19 protein-coding genes are annotated in these 19,852 nt (G+C 49.2%); 1 reads left to right on the top strand and 18 read right to left on the bottom strand.

Features of this window, described 5'->3' with window-relative positions; translation table 11 throughout:
- The first annotated feature begins 67 nt into the window (after positions 1 to 67).
- Positions 68 to 1,066 (top strand): zinc-dependent alcohol dehydrogenase family protein, encoded by a 999-nt coding sequence (locus tag ACJJIR_RS09435; RefSeq protein ID WP_444908134.1) that lies wholly within the window; start codon positions 68 to 70, stop codon positions 1,064 to 1,066.
- Positions 1,067 to 1,220: 154 nt separating this feature from the next.
- Here the strand turns inward: ACJJIR_RS09435 and ACJJIR_RS09430 are convergent, their stop codons facing one another.
- From ACJJIR_RS09430 to cobO, 18 genes are all read right to left on the bottom strand, one after another.
- On the bottom strand, positions 1,221 to 1,556 hold the full coding sequence (locus ACJJIR_RS09430) for a DUF6488 family protein (protein ID WP_444908133.1): 336 nt from the start codon (positions 1,554 to 1,556) through the stop codon (positions 1,221 to 1,223).
- Positions 1,557 to 1,601: 45 nt separating this feature from the next.
- The gene (locus tag ACJJIR_RS09425) at positions 1,602 to 2,150 is read right to left on the bottom strand and encodes a hypothetical protein (RefSeq protein ID WP_444908132.1); all 549 of its coding nucleotides are present in this window, start codon (positions 2,148 to 2,150) and stop codon (positions 1,602 to 1,604) included.
- Positions 2,151 to 2,214: 64 nt separating this feature from the next.
- Positions 2,215 to 2,910, bottom strand: coding sequence for a HupE/UreJ family protein (locus tag ACJJIR_RS09420; protein ID WP_444886199.1), 696 nt, complete (start codon positions 2,908 to 2,910; stop codon positions 2,215 to 2,217).
- A gap of 62 nt (positions 2,911 to 2,972) precedes the next feature.
- Positions 2,973 to 6,128 carry an efflux RND transporter permease subunit gene (locus ACJJIR_RS09415; RefSeq protein WP_444908131.1) on the bottom strand — a complete coding sequence of 1,052 codons (3,156 nt, stop codon included), beginning with the start codon at positions 6,126 to 6,128 and terminating at the stop codon, positions 2,973 to 2,975.
- 9 nt (positions 6,129 to 6,137) lie between these two features.
- Positions 6,138 to 7,367: an efflux RND transporter periplasmic adaptor subunit gene (locus ACJJIR_RS09410; protein WP_444908130.1), complete on the bottom strand. Its 1,230-nt coding sequence runs from the start codon at positions 7,365 to 7,367 to the stop codon at positions 6,138 to 6,140.
- Positions 7,364 to 8,599: a TolC family protein gene (locus tag ACJJIR_RS09405; RefSeq protein WP_444908129.1), complete on the bottom strand. Its 1,236-nt coding sequence runs from the start codon at positions 8,597 to 8,599 to the stop codon at positions 7,364 to 7,366. The genes ACJJIR_RS09410 and ACJJIR_RS09405 overlap by 4 nt, the downstream gene beginning before the upstream one ends.
- Positions 8,600 to 8,687: 88 nt before the next feature.
- Positions 8,688 to 9,641 (bottom strand): M56 family metallopeptidase, encoded by a 954-nt coding sequence (locus ACJJIR_RS09400; protein WP_444908128.1) that lies wholly within the window; start codon positions 9,639 to 9,641, stop codon positions 8,688 to 8,690.
- The gene (locus ACJJIR_RS09395; protein WP_444908127.1) at positions 9,641 to 10,024 is read right to left on the bottom strand and encodes a BlaI/MecI/CopY family transcriptional regulator; all 384 of its coding nucleotides are present in this window, start codon (positions 10,022 to 10,024) and stop codon (positions 9,641 to 9,643) included. Before ACJJIR_RS09395 ends, ACJJIR_RS09400 begins: the two co-directional genes overlap by 1 nt.
- Positions 10,025 to 10,912: 888 nt before the next feature.
- Complete coding sequence (locus ACJJIR_RS09390; RefSeq protein WP_444908126.1) at positions 10,913 to 11,383, bottom strand: DUF2846 domain-containing protein; 471 nt, start codon at positions 11,381 to 11,383, stop codon at positions 10,913 to 10,915.
- 558 nt (positions 11,384 to 11,941) lie between these two features.
- Positions 11,942 to 12,832 carry a cobalamin-binding protein gene (locus tag ACJJIR_RS09385; RefSeq protein WP_444908125.1) on the bottom strand — a complete coding sequence of 297 codons (891 nt, stop codon included), beginning with the start codon at positions 12,830 to 12,832 and terminating at the stop codon, positions 11,942 to 11,944.
- A gap of 30 nt (positions 12,833 to 12,862) precedes the next feature.
- Entirely contained in the window at positions 12,863 to 13,696 is an 834-nt protein-coding gene (cobS, locus tag ACJJIR_RS09380) for an adenosylcobinamide-GDP ribazoletransferase (RefSeq protein ID WP_444908124.1), read from the bottom strand.
- Positions 13,680 to 14,285, bottom strand: a complete 606-nt coding sequence (locus ACJJIR_RS09375; RefSeq protein ID WP_444908123.1) for a histidine phosphatase family protein — start codon at positions 14,283 to 14,285, stop codon at positions 13,680 to 13,682. The genes cobS and ACJJIR_RS09375 overlap by 17 nt, the downstream gene beginning before the upstream one ends.
- Positions 14,275 to 15,321, bottom strand: a complete 1,047-nt coding sequence (gene cobT, locus ACJJIR_RS09370; protein ID WP_444908122.1) for a nicotinate-nucleotide--dimethylbenzimidazole phosphoribosyltransferase — start codon at positions 15,319 to 15,321, stop codon at positions 14,275 to 14,277. The genes ACJJIR_RS09375 and cobT overlap by 11 nt, the downstream gene beginning before the upstream one ends.
- Positions 15,322 to 15,339: 18 nt before the next feature.
- On the bottom strand, positions 15,340 to 15,888 hold the full coding sequence (gene cobU, locus ACJJIR_RS09365; protein ID WP_444908121.1) for a bifunctional adenosylcobinamide kinase/adenosylcobinamide-phosphate guanylyltransferase: 549 nt from the start codon (positions 15,886 to 15,888) through the stop codon (positions 15,340 to 15,342).
- On the bottom strand, positions 15,881 to 16,663 hold the full coding sequence (locus ACJJIR_RS09360) for a heme ABC transporter ATP-binding protein (RefSeq protein WP_444908120.1): 783 nt from the start codon (positions 16,661 to 16,663) through the stop codon (positions 15,881 to 15,883). The genes cobU and ACJJIR_RS09360 overlap by 8 nt, the downstream gene beginning before the upstream one ends.
- On the bottom strand, positions 16,663 to 17,685 hold the full coding sequence (locus tag ACJJIR_RS09355) for a FecCD family ABC transporter permease (RefSeq protein WP_444908119.1): 1,023 nt from the start codon (positions 17,683 to 17,685) through the stop codon (positions 16,663 to 16,665). Before ACJJIR_RS09355 ends, ACJJIR_RS09360 begins: the two co-directional genes overlap by 1 nt.
- Positions 17,682 to 19,190, bottom strand: a complete 1,509-nt coding sequence (locus tag ACJJIR_RS09350; RefSeq protein ID WP_444908118.1) for a cobyric acid synthase — start codon at positions 19,188 to 19,190, stop codon at positions 17,682 to 17,684. Before ACJJIR_RS09350 ends, ACJJIR_RS09355 begins: the two co-directional genes overlap by 4 nt.
- Before the next feature lie 12 nt (positions 19,191 to 19,202).
- Complete coding sequence (cobO, locus tag ACJJIR_RS09345) at positions 19,203 to 19,817, bottom strand: cob(I)yrinic acid a,c-diamide adenosyltransferase (RefSeq protein WP_413662193.1); 615 nt, start codon at positions 19,815 to 19,817, stop codon at positions 19,203 to 19,205.
- Positions 19,818 to 19,852 lie beyond the last annotated feature (35 nt).

The following is a 19,852-nucleotide window of genomic DNA, read 5'->3' as shown; positions in this document are numbered from 1 at the left end:
GCGATGCCCTACTTACTTCGGACACTTAGACAAAACTCTACAGAAAGTACACTTTTTGGGAATCAAAATGAGAGCAATGATTGTAAATACCTTTGGCGGCCCAGACGTATTTGAAGCTGCTGAAGTACCCAAGCCGACCACCAAAGCTGGCCATGTGCTGATTAAAATATCAGCAACCAGCGTCAATACCGTAGATACCATGATTCGCCAAATGGGACCTGCATTACCCCTTTCACCGAAAGCCCCGGCAATATTGGGTATGGATTTCGCTGGTGTTGTTGAAGAGATTGGCGAAGGTGTAACCGATTATCAAGTGGGCGATGAAGTCTATGGCTGCGCAGGTGGACTGGCTGACTTGCTGGGAACATTAGCCGAATATATTGTTGCAGACGCGAACTTAATTGCCCTGAAACCCGAGAACCTGACCATGCGGGAAGCAGCAGCTTTGCCCTTAGTAGGCATAACCGCCTACGAAGGGTTACAGCGTGCGGGGGTTAAGCCTGGACAAAGTGTTCTTGTTCACGGTGGCTCGGGCGGTGTGGGTCATATAGCTGTACAACTGGCTCGTCACTTTGGTGCTGATGTTTACTCAACAGGTTCCGGAGATCCTCAACTGGCAATGATTGAAAAACTGGGGGCAACGCCTATTAACTACCGGACTGAATCGGTTGAGTCATATGTACTGAAGTACACCAACGGAGCAGGCTTCGATATAGTATTCGACTCAGTCGGTGGTGCAAATATAACGAACTCTTTTGAGGCAGCAAAACTCAACGGCCAAGTAGCTACTACCGTTTCCATGGTAGAACTTGACCTGACGCCTGCTCACTTTAAAGGCTTGTCTTTGCATGTCATTTTTATGTTAATTCCAATGCTACACAATTATCACCGTGAGGAACACGGACATATTTTAAAAGCACTAAAAGCCATTACTGAAGCAGGCGATCTCAAACCTGTGCTTGATGAAACTTCCTATAGTTTGTCTGATATTGGCAAGGCCCATGAGCGGCTGGCAAGTGGGCAAACTATGGGAAAAGTTGTTGTAAGTATTGAGTCAACTGAGTAACTGGCAAATTGGATAGTCACCTCTATCAATAGGGTTTATTACCAAATCTACCTACTTAAGAACACAAAAAAACAGCTATAACTCTTGCTCGAGCCAGGCTATTAAAATAATAGGTAGCGGCGAATCTGCCGCTACCTGAACATAAACCTATCAGTTAACGATTCACCACTTCGAAAGAAAGAAAATATCCTTCAGCACTCAGGAAGACTTGCAACTGCTGGTTCAAAACACCGCTCTGCTCTTTCGCTGTAACAACCCAGTGTCGCTGGTTATCAACACGCTGTATTGCAGCATTGAGTGGCATGTCGGCCCAGGACTTGTTGAGCTTGCCCTCTTTGATTAGGCGAGCCACTTCCTGGCTGGCGATGCCCTTAGCTTCAGCCATCGATACGGTAGCAAAATTGTCTCTCTCGTGATCACCATGGGCGAAAGCAAGATTTGCGAAGCCTAAGGTAACTGATACACAGATGACTCGAATAAGTTTGTTCATAATGCTCTCTTTCTTCTCGGTTTTAGCGAATGTTGATAAAAAACGTTACTGTTTGAGTCCAATAACCTCGTAGAACCCCTTTGTTTTTAGAGTGATCTTCACAGATTCCTGACCGTTATTCTTCCAATACCAGCCATGGGAACCATCAAAAGGCGTAGTGAGAGAGCCACTCATTTTATTTGCGGTAGCAATAGCAAAGCTCTCAAAGTAGCCGGTAGTATCGCCTGTGGGTTCGCCGTGAAAATCAAAGTAAAGTTCACCACTCTCCGTTACCCACTCATATTCCAAATGACCGTATTTATCCAATTGAAATTTGTATTCAATTCCACGGCCAGCGGGCACTTCAATAGTTGTAGTGTCAGTCCGATAAGCAAAGGACTGCTCGCCACGCTGCACTACTTCTGGTACCGCAACTTCCTGCTCTTGACTGTTTAATTCAGTCAGCCCCAGTGCACTGCCAATTCCAGTAGGATCTATATTGTATTCAGCTGGCAGGATTACTGTGGTCAACATAATGGCTGCAAGCACACCAGCAGCAAGTGTGGATTTAATCAGCGTTTGTGCAGTCTGCACTGGCATTTCAGTTGTATTCATTCTGTAAGCTCTAAATCTGTGTTCTTTCTGTTCAATTAACTTTATAAAGTCACTTTCTGGCTATCTAACCTACGAAGTAGCCTGTCATCTGGTAACCCACCAACATCAGTCCACCACTCATTAGCAAGGTATTTGTCATGGTGGAAAAGCGCAGGAAACTGTCAAAGCGACGCCAATAATTGATGGCGAGAAGAATAAACAGCAACGCAACAAACTGACCAATTTCTACTCCGACATTAAAGGCCAGGATATTCTCCACCAACCCATCGCTGGACAGCTTGAATTCCTGTAATTTGGTTGCCAAACCAAAACCGTGGAAAAGCCCAAAAATCAGTACGGCAGCCTTGGTATTAGGCTGGAAGCCAAAAACCCGTTTGAAGCCGCCGAGATTATCGAAGCCTTTATAGACAATGGATAATCCAATAATGGCATCGATCAAATAGGCATTCACATGGGTGTCGTTTAGCACTCCAAATAAAAGGGTCAAGCTATGACCGAGCGTAAAGAAGCTTACGTAGATGAGAACATCTTTTGATCGATATAAAAAGAAAATGACTCCCACCAGGAACAGCAGATGGTCATAGCCAGTCACCATATGCTTGGCGCCAATATATAGAAAGGGAATAATAGATACCCCTTCGTTGCCGGCAAGAAAAGTCTTGGTAGCATCGTCCACTCCATGGGCAAATAGCGGCATAGATATCACCATACCTGCTATCAGCGCCATCAAGCCGAAAACTGTTTTTAAACTATTGTGCAACGTTACTATCTCCCGTTATTAAATTTCTAAATTCTTGTGAACCAAAGCGCACACAGGCCGAGTTAACTGGCTCCAGCCAGAGCCACTTCAGGGTTATCTTGTAAGCTCTCAGACTTGGCATTCCTGCCATGTAAAATTCTGTAGAATGCCGGCAACACTAAAAGTGTCAGGATTGTTGATGAGACAATACCGCCAATAACCACCGTAGCCAGTGGGCGCTGTACCTCAGAACCAATACCAGTATTCAGCGCCATGGGCACGAAACCGAGTGAGGCAACCAGTGCGGTACTAATGACCGGACGTAAGCGTATCAGTGCGCCCTCAATAATGGCCTTTTCTATGCTGTAACCTTGGTCTCGCAGGTCGCGAATAAAGGAAACCATCACCAGGCCGTTAAGGATGGCAATCCCGGAAAGTGCGATAAAACCAACGGCTGCGGAAATGGAGAAAGGAATATCCCGCAACATTAAAGAGAGCACACCGCCGGTTAATGCGAGGGGTATACCGGTAAAGATAATTGCCGCATCTTTTATGGAACGAAGCGCCAGCAGGAGAAGTCCCATAATCAACACAAGGGTCAGCGGCACTACAATCGATAAGCGTTCAGTAGCAGACTGTAGCGTTTGATAGGTTCCGCCATATTCAACCCAGTAGCCGGGTGGTATTTCCACTTTATCGGAAACGGACTGCTGTACATCAACAACAAAGCTACCCAGATCCCTACCCCGCACATTGGCCGTTACCACTACCCTGCGTTTACCGTTCTCGCGGAAAACCTGATTGATACCGGCAGTGAGTTCCAGGCTGGCAATTTCCTCCAGGGGCACATAGTTGCCATTGGGTCGATGAATCGGCAATTTCTTTAGCGCATCCAAATCCTGGCGCAATACCTCTGGCAAACGCACAACAATATCGGTGCGGCGATCTCCCTCATAAAAGCGGCCAGCAACCGTACCTCCCAGGGCGGTTGCCAGCTGCTCCTGTACCTGATTGATAGCCAGCCCATACTGGGTAAGTGCGGCCTGGTCAGGAACAATGGCGAGAACCGGTAAACCGCTGGTTTGCTCCATCTGTATATCAGCAACGCCTTCTACACTGCCAATAGCCGCTTCAATTTCACCGCCCAAACGCTCTAATTGCTCAAAGTCATCGCCAAAGACTTTGATCGCCAATTCCGCACGCACCCCAGCTAAAAGCTCGTTAAAGCGCATCTGAATTGGCTGGAGAAATTCATAGCGGTTGCCGGGGATTGACTCTACCAGCTTTGCCAGCTCTTCTACCAATTGCTCTTTCGGCTTATCCGGATCTGGCCACTGAGACCTGGGTTTCAGGATAATAAAGTTATCGGCAACACTTGAGGGAACGGCATCGGTAGCCACTTCCCCAGTCCCAATTTTGGCGAATACACGCTCCACCTCGGGCAACTCTTTAATCCGCTCCTCCAGGGATTTTTGTAGTGCAATCGCTTGTTCCAGGGATGTGCCAGGAATACGCAAGGCGTGCATGGCAATATCGCCTTCATCCAGATTCGGCACAAATTCGCTACCCATTCTGCTTGCCGTATAGCCGGAAACCAACACCAGTAGCGCAGCAATAGCGACAACCATGCCACGCTGGCGCAGTGCAAACTCTAGGGCCGGGCGATAAAAGCTATTCAGCTTCTCAAGTGCAGGGTTTTTCTTTTCGATCACCGGTTTGCGGAATAGCAGCGCTATGCCGGCTGGCACCAAAGTGATGGAAAGAAACATCGCAGAAAGCAGCGCAATCACCACGGTGATAGCCATTGGATGGAACATCTTGCCCTCCACTCCAGTCAGGGCAAAAATGGGTAAATACACGGCTGTGATAATGAACACACCAAACATGGCCGGGCGAATCACTTCCCGCGTCGATTGAAATACCAGGGTAAGCCGTTCTTTTAGATCTAACTGGCCACGCTCGCGGGCGGATTCGCTAAGGCGTCGCAGGCAGTTCTCGACAATAATGATGGCCCCATCCACCAACAAGCCAAAGTCCAGCGCCCCCAGACTCATCAGGTTTGCACTTACGCGGGCCTGTACCATGCCGGTGATGGTCATTAACATGGCCACCGGAATTACCAGCGCAGTAAGAATTGCTGCTCGAACATTGCCCAACAGCAGGAAAAGAACCGCGATAACCAGCAGCGCACCTTCCATAAGATTGGTTTGGACCGTGCGCAATGTCTGGTCAACCAGACCGGTACGATCATAAACTGCAGTCAATGTGATACCAGGTGGTAGACTCTGTTTGATATCCTCTAACTTTTCACCAACTGCACCTGCAACGGTGCGACTATTTTCGCCAACCAGCATGAAAACGGTGCTCATCACCACTTCCCTGCCATTCTGAGTAGCCGCCCCGGTGCGCATTTCGCGCCCCTCTTCGATCTTGGCCAAGTCGCCAAGGCGAACAGCAACGCCATTCACTTCCGCAACCAGGAAATCCTTCAGTGTCTCTAACGAGCTTGCCTGCCCCGGAACCCGCAACAACCACTGGGCGCCGCTGTGTTCAATAAAGCCTACACCGCGGTTACGATTGTTCTCCTCGATCGAGCGAATCAGGTCTTCTTGGGTGAGGCCAAATGCCAGCAGTTTCTCCGGCTCTAAAGCAATTAGAATTTCTCTCTTGAACCCGCCGATCGGATTGACTTCCACCACACCAGGTACACGCAGTAACTGCGGGCGTACAATCCAGTCATGCACCGAACGCAAGTCCTTGGGTGTTACCGCACTGCCATCAGCATTGGTGGCTCCCGGTTCGGAGTCCACTGTGAACATAAAGATTTCACCAAGGCCTGTGGCGATAGGTCCGAGCCCGGGTTCCATACCAGCAGGCAGTGCGCCACGTACACTAGTGAGCCGTTCATTCACTAACTGACGGGCAAAATAAATATCGGTGCCATCTTCAAAAATCACCGTAACCTGAGATAGTCCATACCGCGAAACGGAGCGGGTATAAGCAAGGCTCGGCAATCCAGCCATTGCATTTTCCACAGGGTATGTAACCCGTTGCTCAACTTCTTTAGGGGTATACCCCGGTGCCTCCGTATTAATAACCACCTGGATATTGGTGATATCCGGTACCGCATCAATGGGCAGCCGGGTGAAATTCCAAATGCCCAAACCGCACAGTAGTAGCACAAGGGCAATAACCAGCCCGCGATTTTGAATTGAGGTTCTTATCAAGTACTCAAGCATGTCGAACCCTCAGTGATCGTGGGATGCACCGGACTTTTCAATGTCCGCTTTAATGATGTAGCTGTTACCGGTGACATATTCGATTCCCGGTCGAATCCCCCCCAGCACTTCAACCCAATCGCCTGCTTCACGCCCCAACTCCAACATGCGTACTTCATATTGATCGCCCACCTTGGCATAAACGACAGTAAAATCGCGAAACGCTTGTAAACCGGAACGCTTGACGGCGAGAGGCACCTCATATTCAGCAACTTGGATATCGCCGCTTACAAAAGAACCTGGTGCGAGGCCTGAGGGAATATCTTGCAGTGACACTCGAACGGCAGTGGCCTGGTTGGGCTTCATCAAAGTATCAATTTGTTTCACTACCCCGAGCAGAGGAGTTTCCAGGGACTTGATATTTACGGAAACGGGCGTGCCCTGGCGAATCTGGGGGCGTGTCCAGGGAAAAACATCCAGCTCTGCCAACAAGGCAGTATCATCGGCAACCGTTAATAAAGCTCTACCTGCGGTCTGTTCACCAGGGTTTACATTGCGCTGAATTACCACACCGGTAATGGGGGATTTAATACTGTAAGTTTTCAGGTTTTGATTGCTGTTAATTGCAATCAGGGGTTGCCCTTTTTTAACGCGCTCTCCCAATCCCACCTGCACAGTTTCTACAAATCCATCGAAACGCGCACGGATTTCACGTACCTGCTCTGGATCTACAATAAGCCTGCCATAAGCGCGGTTGGTCTCACTCATCCTGGCGGGGCCGACAGTTTCCGTATCAATTTCCATGGATTCGGCAATACCGGATTCGATACGGGTTCGCCCCTCAAAATTATCGTATTGCCAACGGTACTCGTGCCCCTGGTACTTGACTGTTAGAGTCACAACAAATGAGTGAGGCTCATAGATCACCATATCGCCACGCAGATAATTCCCCTCAGGCCTGAACTCGATGTGATCCTCTCCATCTCCAAGCCTTGTAAGAACCACTTTAAGATCAACCTGGCGAGGATTAACCAGCTCTCCATCGTTACTCACCCAAACCCGAAACTCCGGGGGAACACCAGTTTCATAAATACTTAGCTCAACGGCAAAATCACCTTCTCTCAACATGCGCCCACGATTGGGCCCTTTTTCCGGTTCTGCCTCTGCGACAGCTCCGGCCGCATACACACTGCCGCTGCCACTTAGGAACAAGGAAAGTAAAGCACCGAATATCAGGCTGGAAAAAACTGCGGATCTCATATCTCGCTCTCGCTTATCTGTGCCAATGACAGGCCGGTAAGTTTTTCAATTTCAATCAGGCTAAGGTGTGCGTTGTACTGTGCCTGGAGCAGTGAAAGCTGCGCATCGCTAAGCCCCTGTTGGGCTAGAGCCAACTCCGAGTAGTTATAGCGGCCACGTCGATAGGCTTTTTGCGTAGCGATGAGCGCTTTATCCAAACTGGGAATCATCTTTTCATTCAAGGCGGTAGCTACGTGCCGGTGATGTTGTAGCCTTTGGGTCATCACAAAGAGCTGTGTATCCAACTCAATCTCTTTCGCATTTCTTTCTGTTCGGAAACGATTTTGTTCCGCCCTCAAAGCAGATACCTTGCCGCGATTACGGTCACCCTTACCTAGTGGGATTGCGAACCCTGCCACCAACCCATAATCTCCGCTCGCTTCGTTGCGACGAATTCCTGTATCAATCCTCCACTGAATACCAGCTTCTGCACGTGCCAAATCAATTTCCGCCTGCGCCACGCGCTCGCGGCTCATGAATATTTCCAAATTTGGGTTGCTCGCCACCAAGCTTCGCAATCTAGATAAATCAACTTCTGGAAGGACACTGGAAAGAGAACCAGCCACCGCACGAAAACTGGGCTCTCTGGAGCCCCACTGGGCAGCTAATTGATATCTGGCAATATCCAACTCGTGCTCGACATCTTCCACAGCTAAGAGCCGACGCTGTAAGTCGACTTCCGCCCGAAAAGAATCGGCTTCATTCGTTCTGCCAACACTAACCTGGCGATTAATTTCAGCGGATATCCTGCGAGCCAGGTCGACTGCTCTTTTAGCAATTTCCAGGCGTTCCTGCTGAGCCAGGACCTGGAAAAAGTAACGCGCAGTATTAGCGGCAACTTCTAACTCAAGAACCTGCTTTTGGGCCTCAATCACGGAAGCCTTACTGCGTGTAGCCAATACACGTTTTTCTGCGAGATCACCCTGTAATAACCAACTGATACCTACTGTTACCTGGGAACTGCCGCTGCCATCACTGCTCTTATCCTCTCCCACCCCCTCGGCGGCAACACTAAGCTCCGGTCGTGGTCCTAGCTTGGCGTGCTCGGATAGAGCATCCACAGCTTCAAACTGATATCGGTAGCCCGCCAGTTCAGGATGATTTTGCAAGCTTTTAAGAATTGCCTGCTCATAAGTAAGTCCCGATAACTCCTCGCCCTGTTCTGCCCTAAGGGACCCACTTAATGCGGCCAAAAAGAACACAGCTCCGGCCACAAAAAACCGATCTATAATCGGTTTTTTGGTTATGACTAAACGCAAACAATTAAACACTTCGGCTTCCTTAGTGGGAGAAAAGGGTTTCGACGGTGTGGTGGAGCGCATCCACCGAGACAAGGCAAGTGCCTGTAAGAGCCACAAACATTCCAGCTAATAACAAGGGGGGTAAGCTGCGCCCCTTATCATCAGACAGCAAGTAACGAATACGAGCATCCAATTGTTCAAGAGCGAAATAACAGACCATTGCTGAACTTCTCTCTTTGGGATGCAACTCATTGGAGATACGGGTTACTTTAAGTAGGGTTTGGGCGATAAAAGTCTCACTCCACCCCTGCCTATGAGCATATGCATCTGCACGCTGCTCCATACACAGCGCCATCTGCCGATTCAGGTAATTCCCCAAACGCGTAGGGAAAAAGCTGGCAAATAAAGCGAATATTAATTTCTTCAGAGGATCAAATTTTTGCGCATGGGCTTCCTCATGCAGGCGCACCACCTCAAACTCTTCCGCTGTTAACTGGTCTCGCAGACCGCTGGTATAAAACCCTTGCGGACGGAGCAGACCACTGGTGAAAGCCTGGGGCCCCTTTGCCTGGATAATACTCTGGTCAGACTTATCCCTCTCGCAAAGTTGCATTAACAAACGGAGCTGCGCCAAATGGCGATGAGCTCGTTTAAAACTTTGAAACGCCAAAAAACCGCTAAAGAAAAGAAACGCAATAGTAAAAACACCGTGCCAACTGTAGAGGTTAAAAGCATTGATATGGTGCCAGTGCGCCAGTGATGCAACGCCTCCCAAAAGGCTAGGGAAAGCCAGGATTACAGCGGCGGTGGAAGCCGCGAACCACGGCAGCAATACCGCACTCCACAGCAGTAAGCGCCGGCTACTGACAGACAAGCTAAGTGAATACCGGGAAACGGAAAGGCAGGCAGCTGATACCAGTAAAATACCGACAAACAGGCCAAGCGCTGCAATAGTCAGCAGGTTTAGCCAGAGTGCAACCTGCCCCAAAATCATTAGCGATCACCCTGCTGGCGCTTTATCTTCTGGCTTTCGATCAACTGCTCCAGTTGCTCTAATTGACTTTCGTTCAGCTCCGATGAGATGGAGGTAAACGCGGCTACCAGCCCGTTCTCATCATCAACAAACTCACGAGTAACATCTTGAATCAGCTGCCCGACAAACTCGTAGCGCTCCACTGCCGGGCTGTATTGGAATGCATGCCCCTGCTTCTCCCGGGACAGCAAACCTTTCTTGTAAAGGCGATCCAGCGTGCTTTGGATCGTATTAAGAGAACCTCCACGGGCCCTGCTCAAGTCCGAGTGGACCAGTTTGGCATCCGCAGATTTTCTATCCCAGAGGTATTGGAGCACCTGTTTCTCAAGATCGCCAAGTCGCATAGACCATTATTCCAGAGGTTAAAACTAATCTTCGAATGATGGTAGAGCGGCAAAAACCGATCGTCAATAGGTTTTTGCATTTCAGCCCACTTCGACTGTGGGATGAATTTTGCTCCAGGCTCTAAGGATACCTACCCAAGAAAATAGCCGCTTTCTTAACTTCAATACTGCAAACTAGATAACGATACGAATAATTTAGACACCTTGGAAATACCGCCAATATTTGGCAATGAAATTAAGGGGCTATTTGACTTGAACTCAACATTAATACAGCTAGGGGCGGCTTTACCACTGATTAGCCATGATCTACCAAAAAGTGATTTTTTCACTACTCACTGATCGTGTAAGTAACAGGCGAGAGGTCCAGCGGCCATCTCTGTGGCTGACTCTTCAGCAATTCCATTTCTAGGAGCAAAGATTCTCGTAGAGGCATCGCAGTATGTGATAATTGGCTTCCTAGATGACAACGTATATATCTATAAGATCGTACTTTTTCAAAAGGAATTTCTATAAGCCCATAGTATAGGGAGACTATACGTATAACTTCAATATCTTTAACGATGACTATGAAGAAAGCAAAGCGTTAGGCCATTGGCCTTTGAAGCAGAAACTGTAAGAGCATGAGTTAAACCTAGGCTATTATACCTCCCATATAATTAGCTAAATCTCTTATGGTTTCTCATACATAACTCTCACTCAGTCTTTTGCACTGAGTATTTTACCGGAATTCAAAGCTCGTTACTGGGCATTATTGGACCAATTGTAAATAACGTAAAAATAGGAGGAATAAAACCCAACATTATCCCTCTTATTAATTTTTCTAACCGACTCAGCTTATATATCAATTATCTCACCCATTTCTGAACGGATATAAAGCTCCAAAATCAATTACTTTGATAATTTTAAAGCAGATATTTCTTTGGCTGCCACACTCCCAGGCATAGCTATCAAATGGTAATCGCGCTCGCCATAACCAGCTGCCGCATCCCCTACAACCATAATTTCCATAGTTGTCAGAGATCCAACCTTCCATTTAATGTATAAATTTTCGCCCTGCTTAAGATCAACCTCCATAACCTTGTTATCAAATCCAAAACTATCATCACCTACGATAATAGTATGTTTACCTGGGCTCAATTCATATGCCAAATACCCACCATTTTTCAAAATCTGCCCGCCTCCGCCATCAATATAAACCTTCGGGCCAACAGCCATATTTACAAGAGATGATTCCCTATACAAGTAAAGGACTCCAGTATCCGAATTGAGTCGCTTGTACTCTGTATACATAGGCCCAGAAGCGGAACACCCTGACAAGGTAACAGACAAAAATACAGAAATCAGCAATGATTTATACACAGTTTGGCACCACGAAAACATAAAGCTCAGGAAGACTAAATAGTCAAAAACAGATAATATTTTTAAATACACGGCACAAAGAAGCCGGGCAATTTAATCGGAACAGTTAATAATCAGGACTATACCAAATTCAGCAAACAGACTCTTTTGGCTATTGGTGACCAACAGAGTGTTTGTAGTTAAGCCTCTAATAACAGATAAACTAATTTATTTACGAATAAATTGATAGTGAAGAGTCCAAAGTATCCATTCCACTATATCGGACAGACCTAACACGTGACTTTATTTTCTAAAGTGAAAAAATAAAGGTAAATATTTCCCCAGAAGAGGTGTTTCCAGAGCGACTCGCCCCTATTCTCACCGTTAAAACTTTACAGTCTAAGAATTGTTACCACGCCAACTCAATCTCCGATCGAGCTAAACCAAAGGTTAGACAAATTGGAATTATGTCCAAGAATCCCAACACCAGCTGGCTTATGCGAGAATTACGTGGACCCGTTAGATATATTGCCAACAGAAAGCACAGATTCTGATTAGATAATTAGGATGTTGAAACCTTCAACTTCCTCTCACCCGATTCAAATCATCACAAACCATCTCCATACCATCCAGTACCCGAAAAGTATGTCGCTGAATGATATCCGGTGGTACATGAAACAGGTTTCCCTCTTTAACTGCATTAATTCTTGGGTATGCTTCCCAGGCATCCAACCAATCTGGCCGCTCTTCTCCCATGCCGCTGGCGATAATTACTCTCGGGTCTCTATCGAGTACAGACTCAATACTAATCTTCGGTGCTAATACCAATGCATCGGCAAATATATTACGGCCGCCACAAGTTTGAATAACATCGCTAATCAGGTGGTCGCCATTAAGTGTTTGCAGTGGCTCATTCCAAACCTGATAAAAAACACTGACTAAATCCAGGTCCTTATGGCTAAGCTGTATTTGATTCAGTCGCTCAAGCCACTCTCCGGCAGATTTATCTGCATAGTCACTTGTACCTGCAAGTTTACCGAAGCGCTTTACATTCACAGCGATATCTTCAAGAGTGTGAGATTCAGATACGAAAACTGTAAAACCGAGATCCTCCAGTTTATTAATCATCTGATCGCCATTTCCCGATCCCCAGGCAACAATCAAGTCAGGATTTAGCAATAGTAAACTTTCATAGTTTACCGCTTTATAGTTACCTATCTCCGGTAATTGCTTGGCTTGCTCGGGGTAGTCACTGTAGCTTACCGCAGCAATTAGCTTATCCCCTGCCCCGGCACTGTAAAAGTTCTCCACGATATTTGGCGCTAGCGCAACAATACGCTCTGCTGGTGCAGGCAGTTCAACCCATTGGCCACGGGCATCTTTTACCCGCACGGAATCATCCGCCCAAGTATTACTAACCAATAACAGATTCAAGGTTAAAACAACACGGACAATACTGCTTCGAGACATCTCTTTAACTCGACTATAACTAAGGAGCTTCTAAACAGCTCCGTAACTCACATTGGCAACCACTGCCACCCATAATATCAATATCGACAATTCACTTATCTCGACCAAACCGCCCAAACAATCGCCGGTATAACCACCAATAGTCTTATCCCACAGGCGACGCCAGAATAAGACCAGGGCAATCAAACTACAGACGATGCCTATGGCAATGGGTATTGGCGCCGCTAAACATCCAATAGCAACTACGATTGCAACTACCGGCAATAGGTCCCATCTGCGCTCGGAGCCAGAGGGTGGTACATGGCCTTCAACACGTGCGTATTGTGAAATTCCCATTAAAGCCAGGGCCGCAGCCCTGGCTAGCATAGGTGAGAGCACCAACGGCAGATAGACCCAAGCATCTTTTGTTACCGGGTTTATTAGCTCTAGCAGGGCTGCAATTGCAGCGAACTTTATCAGTAGGAAAACAACAACAGCCGCTACTGCAATAGAGCCGCAGTGGGGATCGTGCATTACTCTCAAAATATGCTGACGTTGCTCTTCAGGATCCGCACATTTATGTCCAGCAAAGTAGGCATCAGTACAGTCAGCAAGACCGTCGAGGTGTAGTGCACCTGTCAGGACCACCCAGAAACCCAATAGTATTGCGGCTTGCAACTGAGTACCTAAAGGAGCCAGAAGGTAGGCGGCCCCGGATAACAGTACACCAATCACCACTCCAACCAGGGGGTAAAAATATATCGACCGCTTCACCGTTTCCTTGTCCACGTCCCGCAGCAAGCCCGCCACCGGCAGCCGGGTAAGAAATACCAGCGCATACAGAAATGCTTGGGATAGGTTGTACAACTTACGGGCAATAAACATAAGCTGACTGCTCTGGGTAGGAAACGGTAAAGGACTTATTGTCCGAATCGTATCTCAGCGATGCGGCAAACCCGTAATTAACTTGCAGTGAAATCATTTTCACTGGAAGCCAGTTATTCGCATATGCGAGCAACAACTTGATAACGCCGCCGTGAGTAATGAGCAGCAGGGACTCTCCCGAATATTGCTGGGCTAGATTATCAATAGCTTGAAGAACTCTGGATCGAAATACGGGAAAGGGCTCACCTCCCGGCGGTGCGTGCTTTTCCGGGTCACGCCCCCAGGCTTCACACAGTGCTCGTTGCTCAGTCCAGATCTTATCGACTGACTGCCCCTCCCAGTCCCCGAAACCAATTTCCCGGATATCAGGAACTTCAGTTATCGGCAGTTTTTTCTCTCGGGCAAGCTGAGCAGCAAAGCGTTGGCAACGTTGTAAGGGTGAAGTAACAATCCGGTCCCAAGAGCCATCGAGTTCGGCAAGCCCTCGCAACATCTGCTCCCTACCCTCACTGGTTAGGGGCACATCGATCTGGCCACGAAAAATATTTCCACCTTCGCAGGCACCGTGTCGTAAAAGATCAATCCGCAACTGGCACTCCTGCCTCACTGAAAGTGAACATTTTGTTATGCAGGTTCAGCGCTTGCTTGATAATACTGATGGCCAACACTGCACCTGTGCCTTCGCCAAGGCGCATATTGAAGCTCAGCAATGGCTTCACCCCCAGGCACTCGAGGGCTAGTTTGTGACCAGACTCGTCAGAGAGATGGGCGTAGAGCAACCAGGGTTTCACTGACGGATTAATAGCACCGGCAATAGCTGCCGCAGCAGTCGCCATAAAACCATCAACCAATACAGGGACACCTCGCTGAGCACTGGCGACAAACGCTCCCGTTAAGGCTGCAATCTCAAAGCCACCAAAAGTTTGTAAAATAGCAAGTGGCGAGCCCAGCGCTGCCCGATGCTGCTCCAAGGCAGATTCGATCAGTTCCACTTTGCGGGCGAGCACTGCATCGTCGATACCTGTTCCTCGCCCCGTAATGCTGCCAACCTCTAGCTCAAAAAGGGCAGCAAACATGGCAGCGGCGGAAGTGGTATTGCCAATACCCATATCTCCGCCAATAAAACAATCTGCATCGGTACACTGGCGGCGACCGGCATCAAGAGCAAGAGCCAGCTGCGTTTGGGTCATAGCTGGGTTACCTTGGGAGAAATCCGCAGTAGAGGGAGCTATAACTTCATCAATCAGGTCAGGGTGTTCAGCGGGGACCACACAACCCAGATTAATTGCGGCAAAGTCAGCATTCTGCTCGCGGCTCAATACATTAATAGCCGCCCCACCCTCGCAAAATAGTTTCAGCATTACAGAAGTGACTGCCTGAGGAAATCGGGAAGTTCCCTGAGCTGCAATACCGTGATCAGCACCGAATACGCGCACCGACAATTTATTCAGTTGGGGTTGCTCCCTCCCCTGGAATCCGGCGAAATCCACGGCAATGCTCTCGAGCCGACCGAGTGCGCCTTGCGGCTTAATCAATTGCTTCTGGCGGGCAATCGCGGCATTGCGAGCACTCTGGTCCGGGGTTGGTGCAGGCTTATCGAGCCAACTGAGTTCATCTGTCATCATTATCAGTTTCAGGTAATTTTACTTTACAGTGAGCGGCAAACCAGCAATTGCCAAGGTGACGCTATCAGCTCGCTCGGCTAATGCCTGATGAAGCCAACCTGCCGCATCCACAAATTCCCGCGATAACTGCCCAAGGGGCACAATACCCGAACCGACTTCATTACTGACAAAAATCCAAGGTGGGGTATTACCGTTAGAGAGAGTAAGCCTCTGATCGATACATTGCAGAAGCGCCTCTTGCTCACGCTCCCAAACGCCTTGATGAAGACAGTTGTTCAACCACAAAGTGAGGCAGTCCACCAGTACACAGTGGGACTCAGGAGCTGTAACCAGAGCCTCTGCCAGTGCAATAGGCTCTTCCAGGGTCTGCCATCGATGATCCCGGTCTTCCCGATGTCGAGCAATACGGGTAGACATTTCTTGATCGCCCGCCGTAGCCGTTGCCAGGTAGGTAAGTCCACCATCGCTACTGCTGCTTAGCCACTGCTCCGCGCGCTGTTGCGCGAGCCGGCTTTTTCCACTGCGTGCGCCCCCTAATACCAGATGCACACCACTGGTGCTAGACATCGGCAATCACCAGGGATTTACCGGTTACCGGGTGTGGCATCACCGTGACACTGTAGCCGTAAAGCTGCTGCATATTCTCCCCAGTCAATACATCCTCTGGATTTCCGTAGGCCATACTGCGCCCCTGCTTTAAGGCGAGGATTCTGTCGCTATAGCCGCTGGCATGGGCCAGATCATGGACCGTCATTACCACAGCTACGCCACTTCGCGCGAAGTCTCTTACCGCTCTCATCATTCCATATTGGTGTGCAATATCCAGGCTGGCAGCGGGCTCATCTAATAAGAGGAGCCGCTCTCCACCATCCTCTGCCCGCCAGATCTGGGCCATCACCCGAGACAATTGCAAGCGCTGCTGCTCGCCGCCAGATAATGTTGGGTACAGGCGCTCAGACAAATGACTAACATCCAGCGCTGCCATGGCTTCCAGGCAGATTTCTCGGTCCCGGTCAGTGCCAGTGGAATGCGGAGTTCGACTGAGGGCGACCAATTCCAGCCCGGTAAAGGCAAATGTCAGTGGGTTATTTTGCGGCAGGACGGCAACTTGCCTGGCTCGATTGCGGGCGGACAACTTTGAAAAAGAGCTGCCTTTAAAGTGGACCTGCCCGGAATCCATCCTGACTTCACCGCAAAGGGCACGCAGCAGAGTCGACTTACCGGCGCCATTGGGGCCAATCACACAAACCAGCTCGCCGACATCTACCTTCAGGTTGATATCTTGCAACAGCGGCCGATTATCGACACTAACCGCAACTCCCTCCACCTGTAGCAGAGCCATTAAATTGCCCCCCTGCTTTTACGCAACAAGGAAACAAAGAAAGGCACTCCAATTAGTGCGGTGATCAGCCCTACCGGGATCTCCACCGGGGCAATAATGGTTCGCGCCAGGGTATCGGAAACCAGCAATAAACTGGCTCCAGCCAGGGCAGAAAGCGGCAACAGTTGCCGGTGATCAGGTCCTACCCATAAACGCACTATATGGGGCACTACCAGCCCCACAAAAGCAATACTGCCGGCTACAGCAACCGAAGTGCCCACTCCCGCCGCAACAAGCACTATCAAACGGGTTTTTACCCGCTCCACATCAATACCGAGGTGCCGCGCCTGGGATTCTCCCAATAAAAGAACATTTAGTGAGGTGCCGAAGCGGGACATACTGGCAAGCAAAGCGCCCAGCACGGCCAAAACCAGAAAAGCGCGAGGATAGCTCGCTGCATCCAGCCCTCCCATAAGCCACAGGCTCATACGGCGCAGGGTGTCGTTATCAGCAAAGTACTCCATTAGCCCGATCAGGCTTGCGGAAAAAGCGGTAACGGCAATCCCCATTAGCAACATGGTGGCCACGGAAGTGCCATTAATACTTTTCGCCACTTTGTAGACCAGTGTCACCGCTAAAAGGCCGCTGAAAAAAGCAGCTATGGATACAACGGGCAAACTCCCAAACGCAGCGGCAACCTCTGCTCCTAGCAGGATGGCCAAACAAGCACCGAGAGAAGCCCCTGCGGTAACACCAATCAGGGATGGGTCAGCTAGAGGGTTTCGAAATAAGCCTTGCAACATTGCCCCGCAGATGGCGAGCAAAGCACCCACTCCAGCCGCCAACAGCGCCCTTGGCAATCGTATTGCCTGAACAATATCCCCAGCGAGTCCACCATCGCCCTGGCCACTGATCGCGGCAAATAGTTGTGAGGGTGAGAGATACACTGCACCTATAGCAACGGCAGCAGAAAAACTCAGGGCAAGTGCTGTGGGCAGTAACCACCAGGCAATATTTAATGCTTTGATACGGGCAACAGTCACTGAGCATCCTCTTGCAGCATTGCCGTCTCCCTGGTTCCCTCAAATTGCTCGAGCCAGTTTCCCTGGATATTCTCGGCAATAGTCTCAGCCAGCCTGTCCAATTGTTGCTGTCGCTGTTTACCCACATCCAGCGGCGTAGAGTCTTTCAACCCACCCCAGGCAAAAAGTGCGCTCAGCGCTTCGGGTGAATCGAACAGCCCATGCACGTAGGTCGCGAATATCTGTCCATCAGCACTTATTGCACCATCAGGCCTGGAATTTCCGTCTTTATCACAGATATATACTGCCGGAGTTTGCAGAGCTACACCTTCGGTTATACCACAGTGGATTTCATAGCCCTGAACAGGAGTAGCTTCTTTTACTTCATTTTCCAAAGCTAAAAAGCCGGTAACATTTTTCAGTGCTTTGACTGGTTGCAAGCGAGTTGTGTAATCCAGATAACCCAAGCCCGGTTCGTTACCCGACGTATCCTCTACCCCATCCGGGTCCTGCACCTCGCTACCCAGCATTTGCAAGCCACCGCAAATACCCACGAGTTTGCCGCCGTAGCGCAGATGCCGATCCAACTGTGCAGGCCAATCGTTTTCTTTTAAGTAGGCCAAGTCTGCCCGTACATTTTTACTGCCGGGAAGAATAATCCAGTCGCACTGTGGGACTGGTTCACGGACACTGACAAATTGCAGATCGATATCCGGATGCAACCTTAGCGCATCAAAATCTGTATGATTGCTTATGCGCGGCAATACCGGCACTACCACTTTCAATCGAGCATCAGCACCGCTCTGTTGGGTACTAATGGCATCCTCCGCGTCAAGGTAGAGGTCATGGAGATAAGGTAAGACTCCGAGTACTGGCTTGCCGGTATACTCTTCTAACCAGTCGAGCCCCGGCTGAAGTAATTGCAGATCGCCACGAAAGCGGTTGATCACAAAACCGACGACACGCTCTCGCTCTGAGGAAGACAGCAGTTCGAGGGTGCCTACCAAGTGGGCGAACACACCTCCACGATCGATATCAGCAATCAGTACAACCGGGCAATCAACGGTCTCGGCAAAGCCCATATTGGCAATATCGTTTTCCCGCAGGTTAATTTCTGCCGGGCTGCCAGCCCCTTCAACTAACACCAGCTCATATTGATCATCGAGCCGTGCGAAGGAGTCCAGCACTGCATTTTGCGCGGTAGCCTTGTAGTGGTGGTAATCCAGCGCCTGCATATTCCCCAGCACTTTACCCTGGATAATAACCTGAGCCCCGGTATCTGAAGCGGGCTTAAGTAACACCGGGTTCATATCGCTGTGGGGGTCGATCCCACAGGCCTGGGCTTGCAACGCTTGTGCCCGCCCTATCTCACCACCATCCACCGTTACGGCACTATTGAGTGCCATGTTTTGCGGCTTAAAAGGTGCGACACTGACTCCGCGCTGGGAAAAGTAACGAGCGAGCCCGGCCACCAAAGTACTCTTGCCGGCATCGGAAGTCGTGCCCTGAACCATCAACACGGACATAGTGAAAACAACCTAGTAATCTACGCCTTTGCGGGCTTTGATGCCCGCTTTAAAAGCGTGCTTAACATCTTTCACTTCAGATACCGTATCCACTAGCTCTTGTAGTGCACTACCACCACCTCGACCAGTCACCACCAAACTCTGTTCCTGTGGCCGCTGGGCTAGAGTCTCCAATACTTTGGACTCATCCAGGTATTTGTATGCGAGCATATAAGTGAGCTCGTCCAACACCACTAAGTCATAGGTGGTATCGGTGAGCATTTTTTCTGCCTCTGCCCAGGTTCTCTCTGCAGCAGCAATATCACTGGTGCGATCCTGAGTATTCCAGGTAAAGCCAGTACCCATTTGATAGAGAGTAACTTCCGGGCAATGGTTTTTAAGGAAAAGCTCTTCCCCAGATTGCTGTGCGCCTTTAATAAATTGCACTACACCCACTTTCTGTCCGTAACCCAGTGCGCGTATCACCATGCCGAAAGCTGAGCTCGACTTCCCTTTGCCATTTCCAGTGAGAAGGACAGCAACTCCACGCTGGATATCGGCTGCTGCAATGTTGGCATCAACCTTCTCCTTGTGTTTTTGCATTGCCTGCTTGTGCTTGGCATTTCGTTTTTGCTCGTCTTCCGACATGGCCACCTCAGTTCAAGAACCTATAAAAAAAGTGT

Source organism: Microbulbifer maximicatervae (SeqCode), from assembly GCF_052467385.1.
The sequence above is the reverse complement of the archived record's forward strand: the minus strand, read 5'-3'. Positions and strand labels throughout refer to the sequence as shown.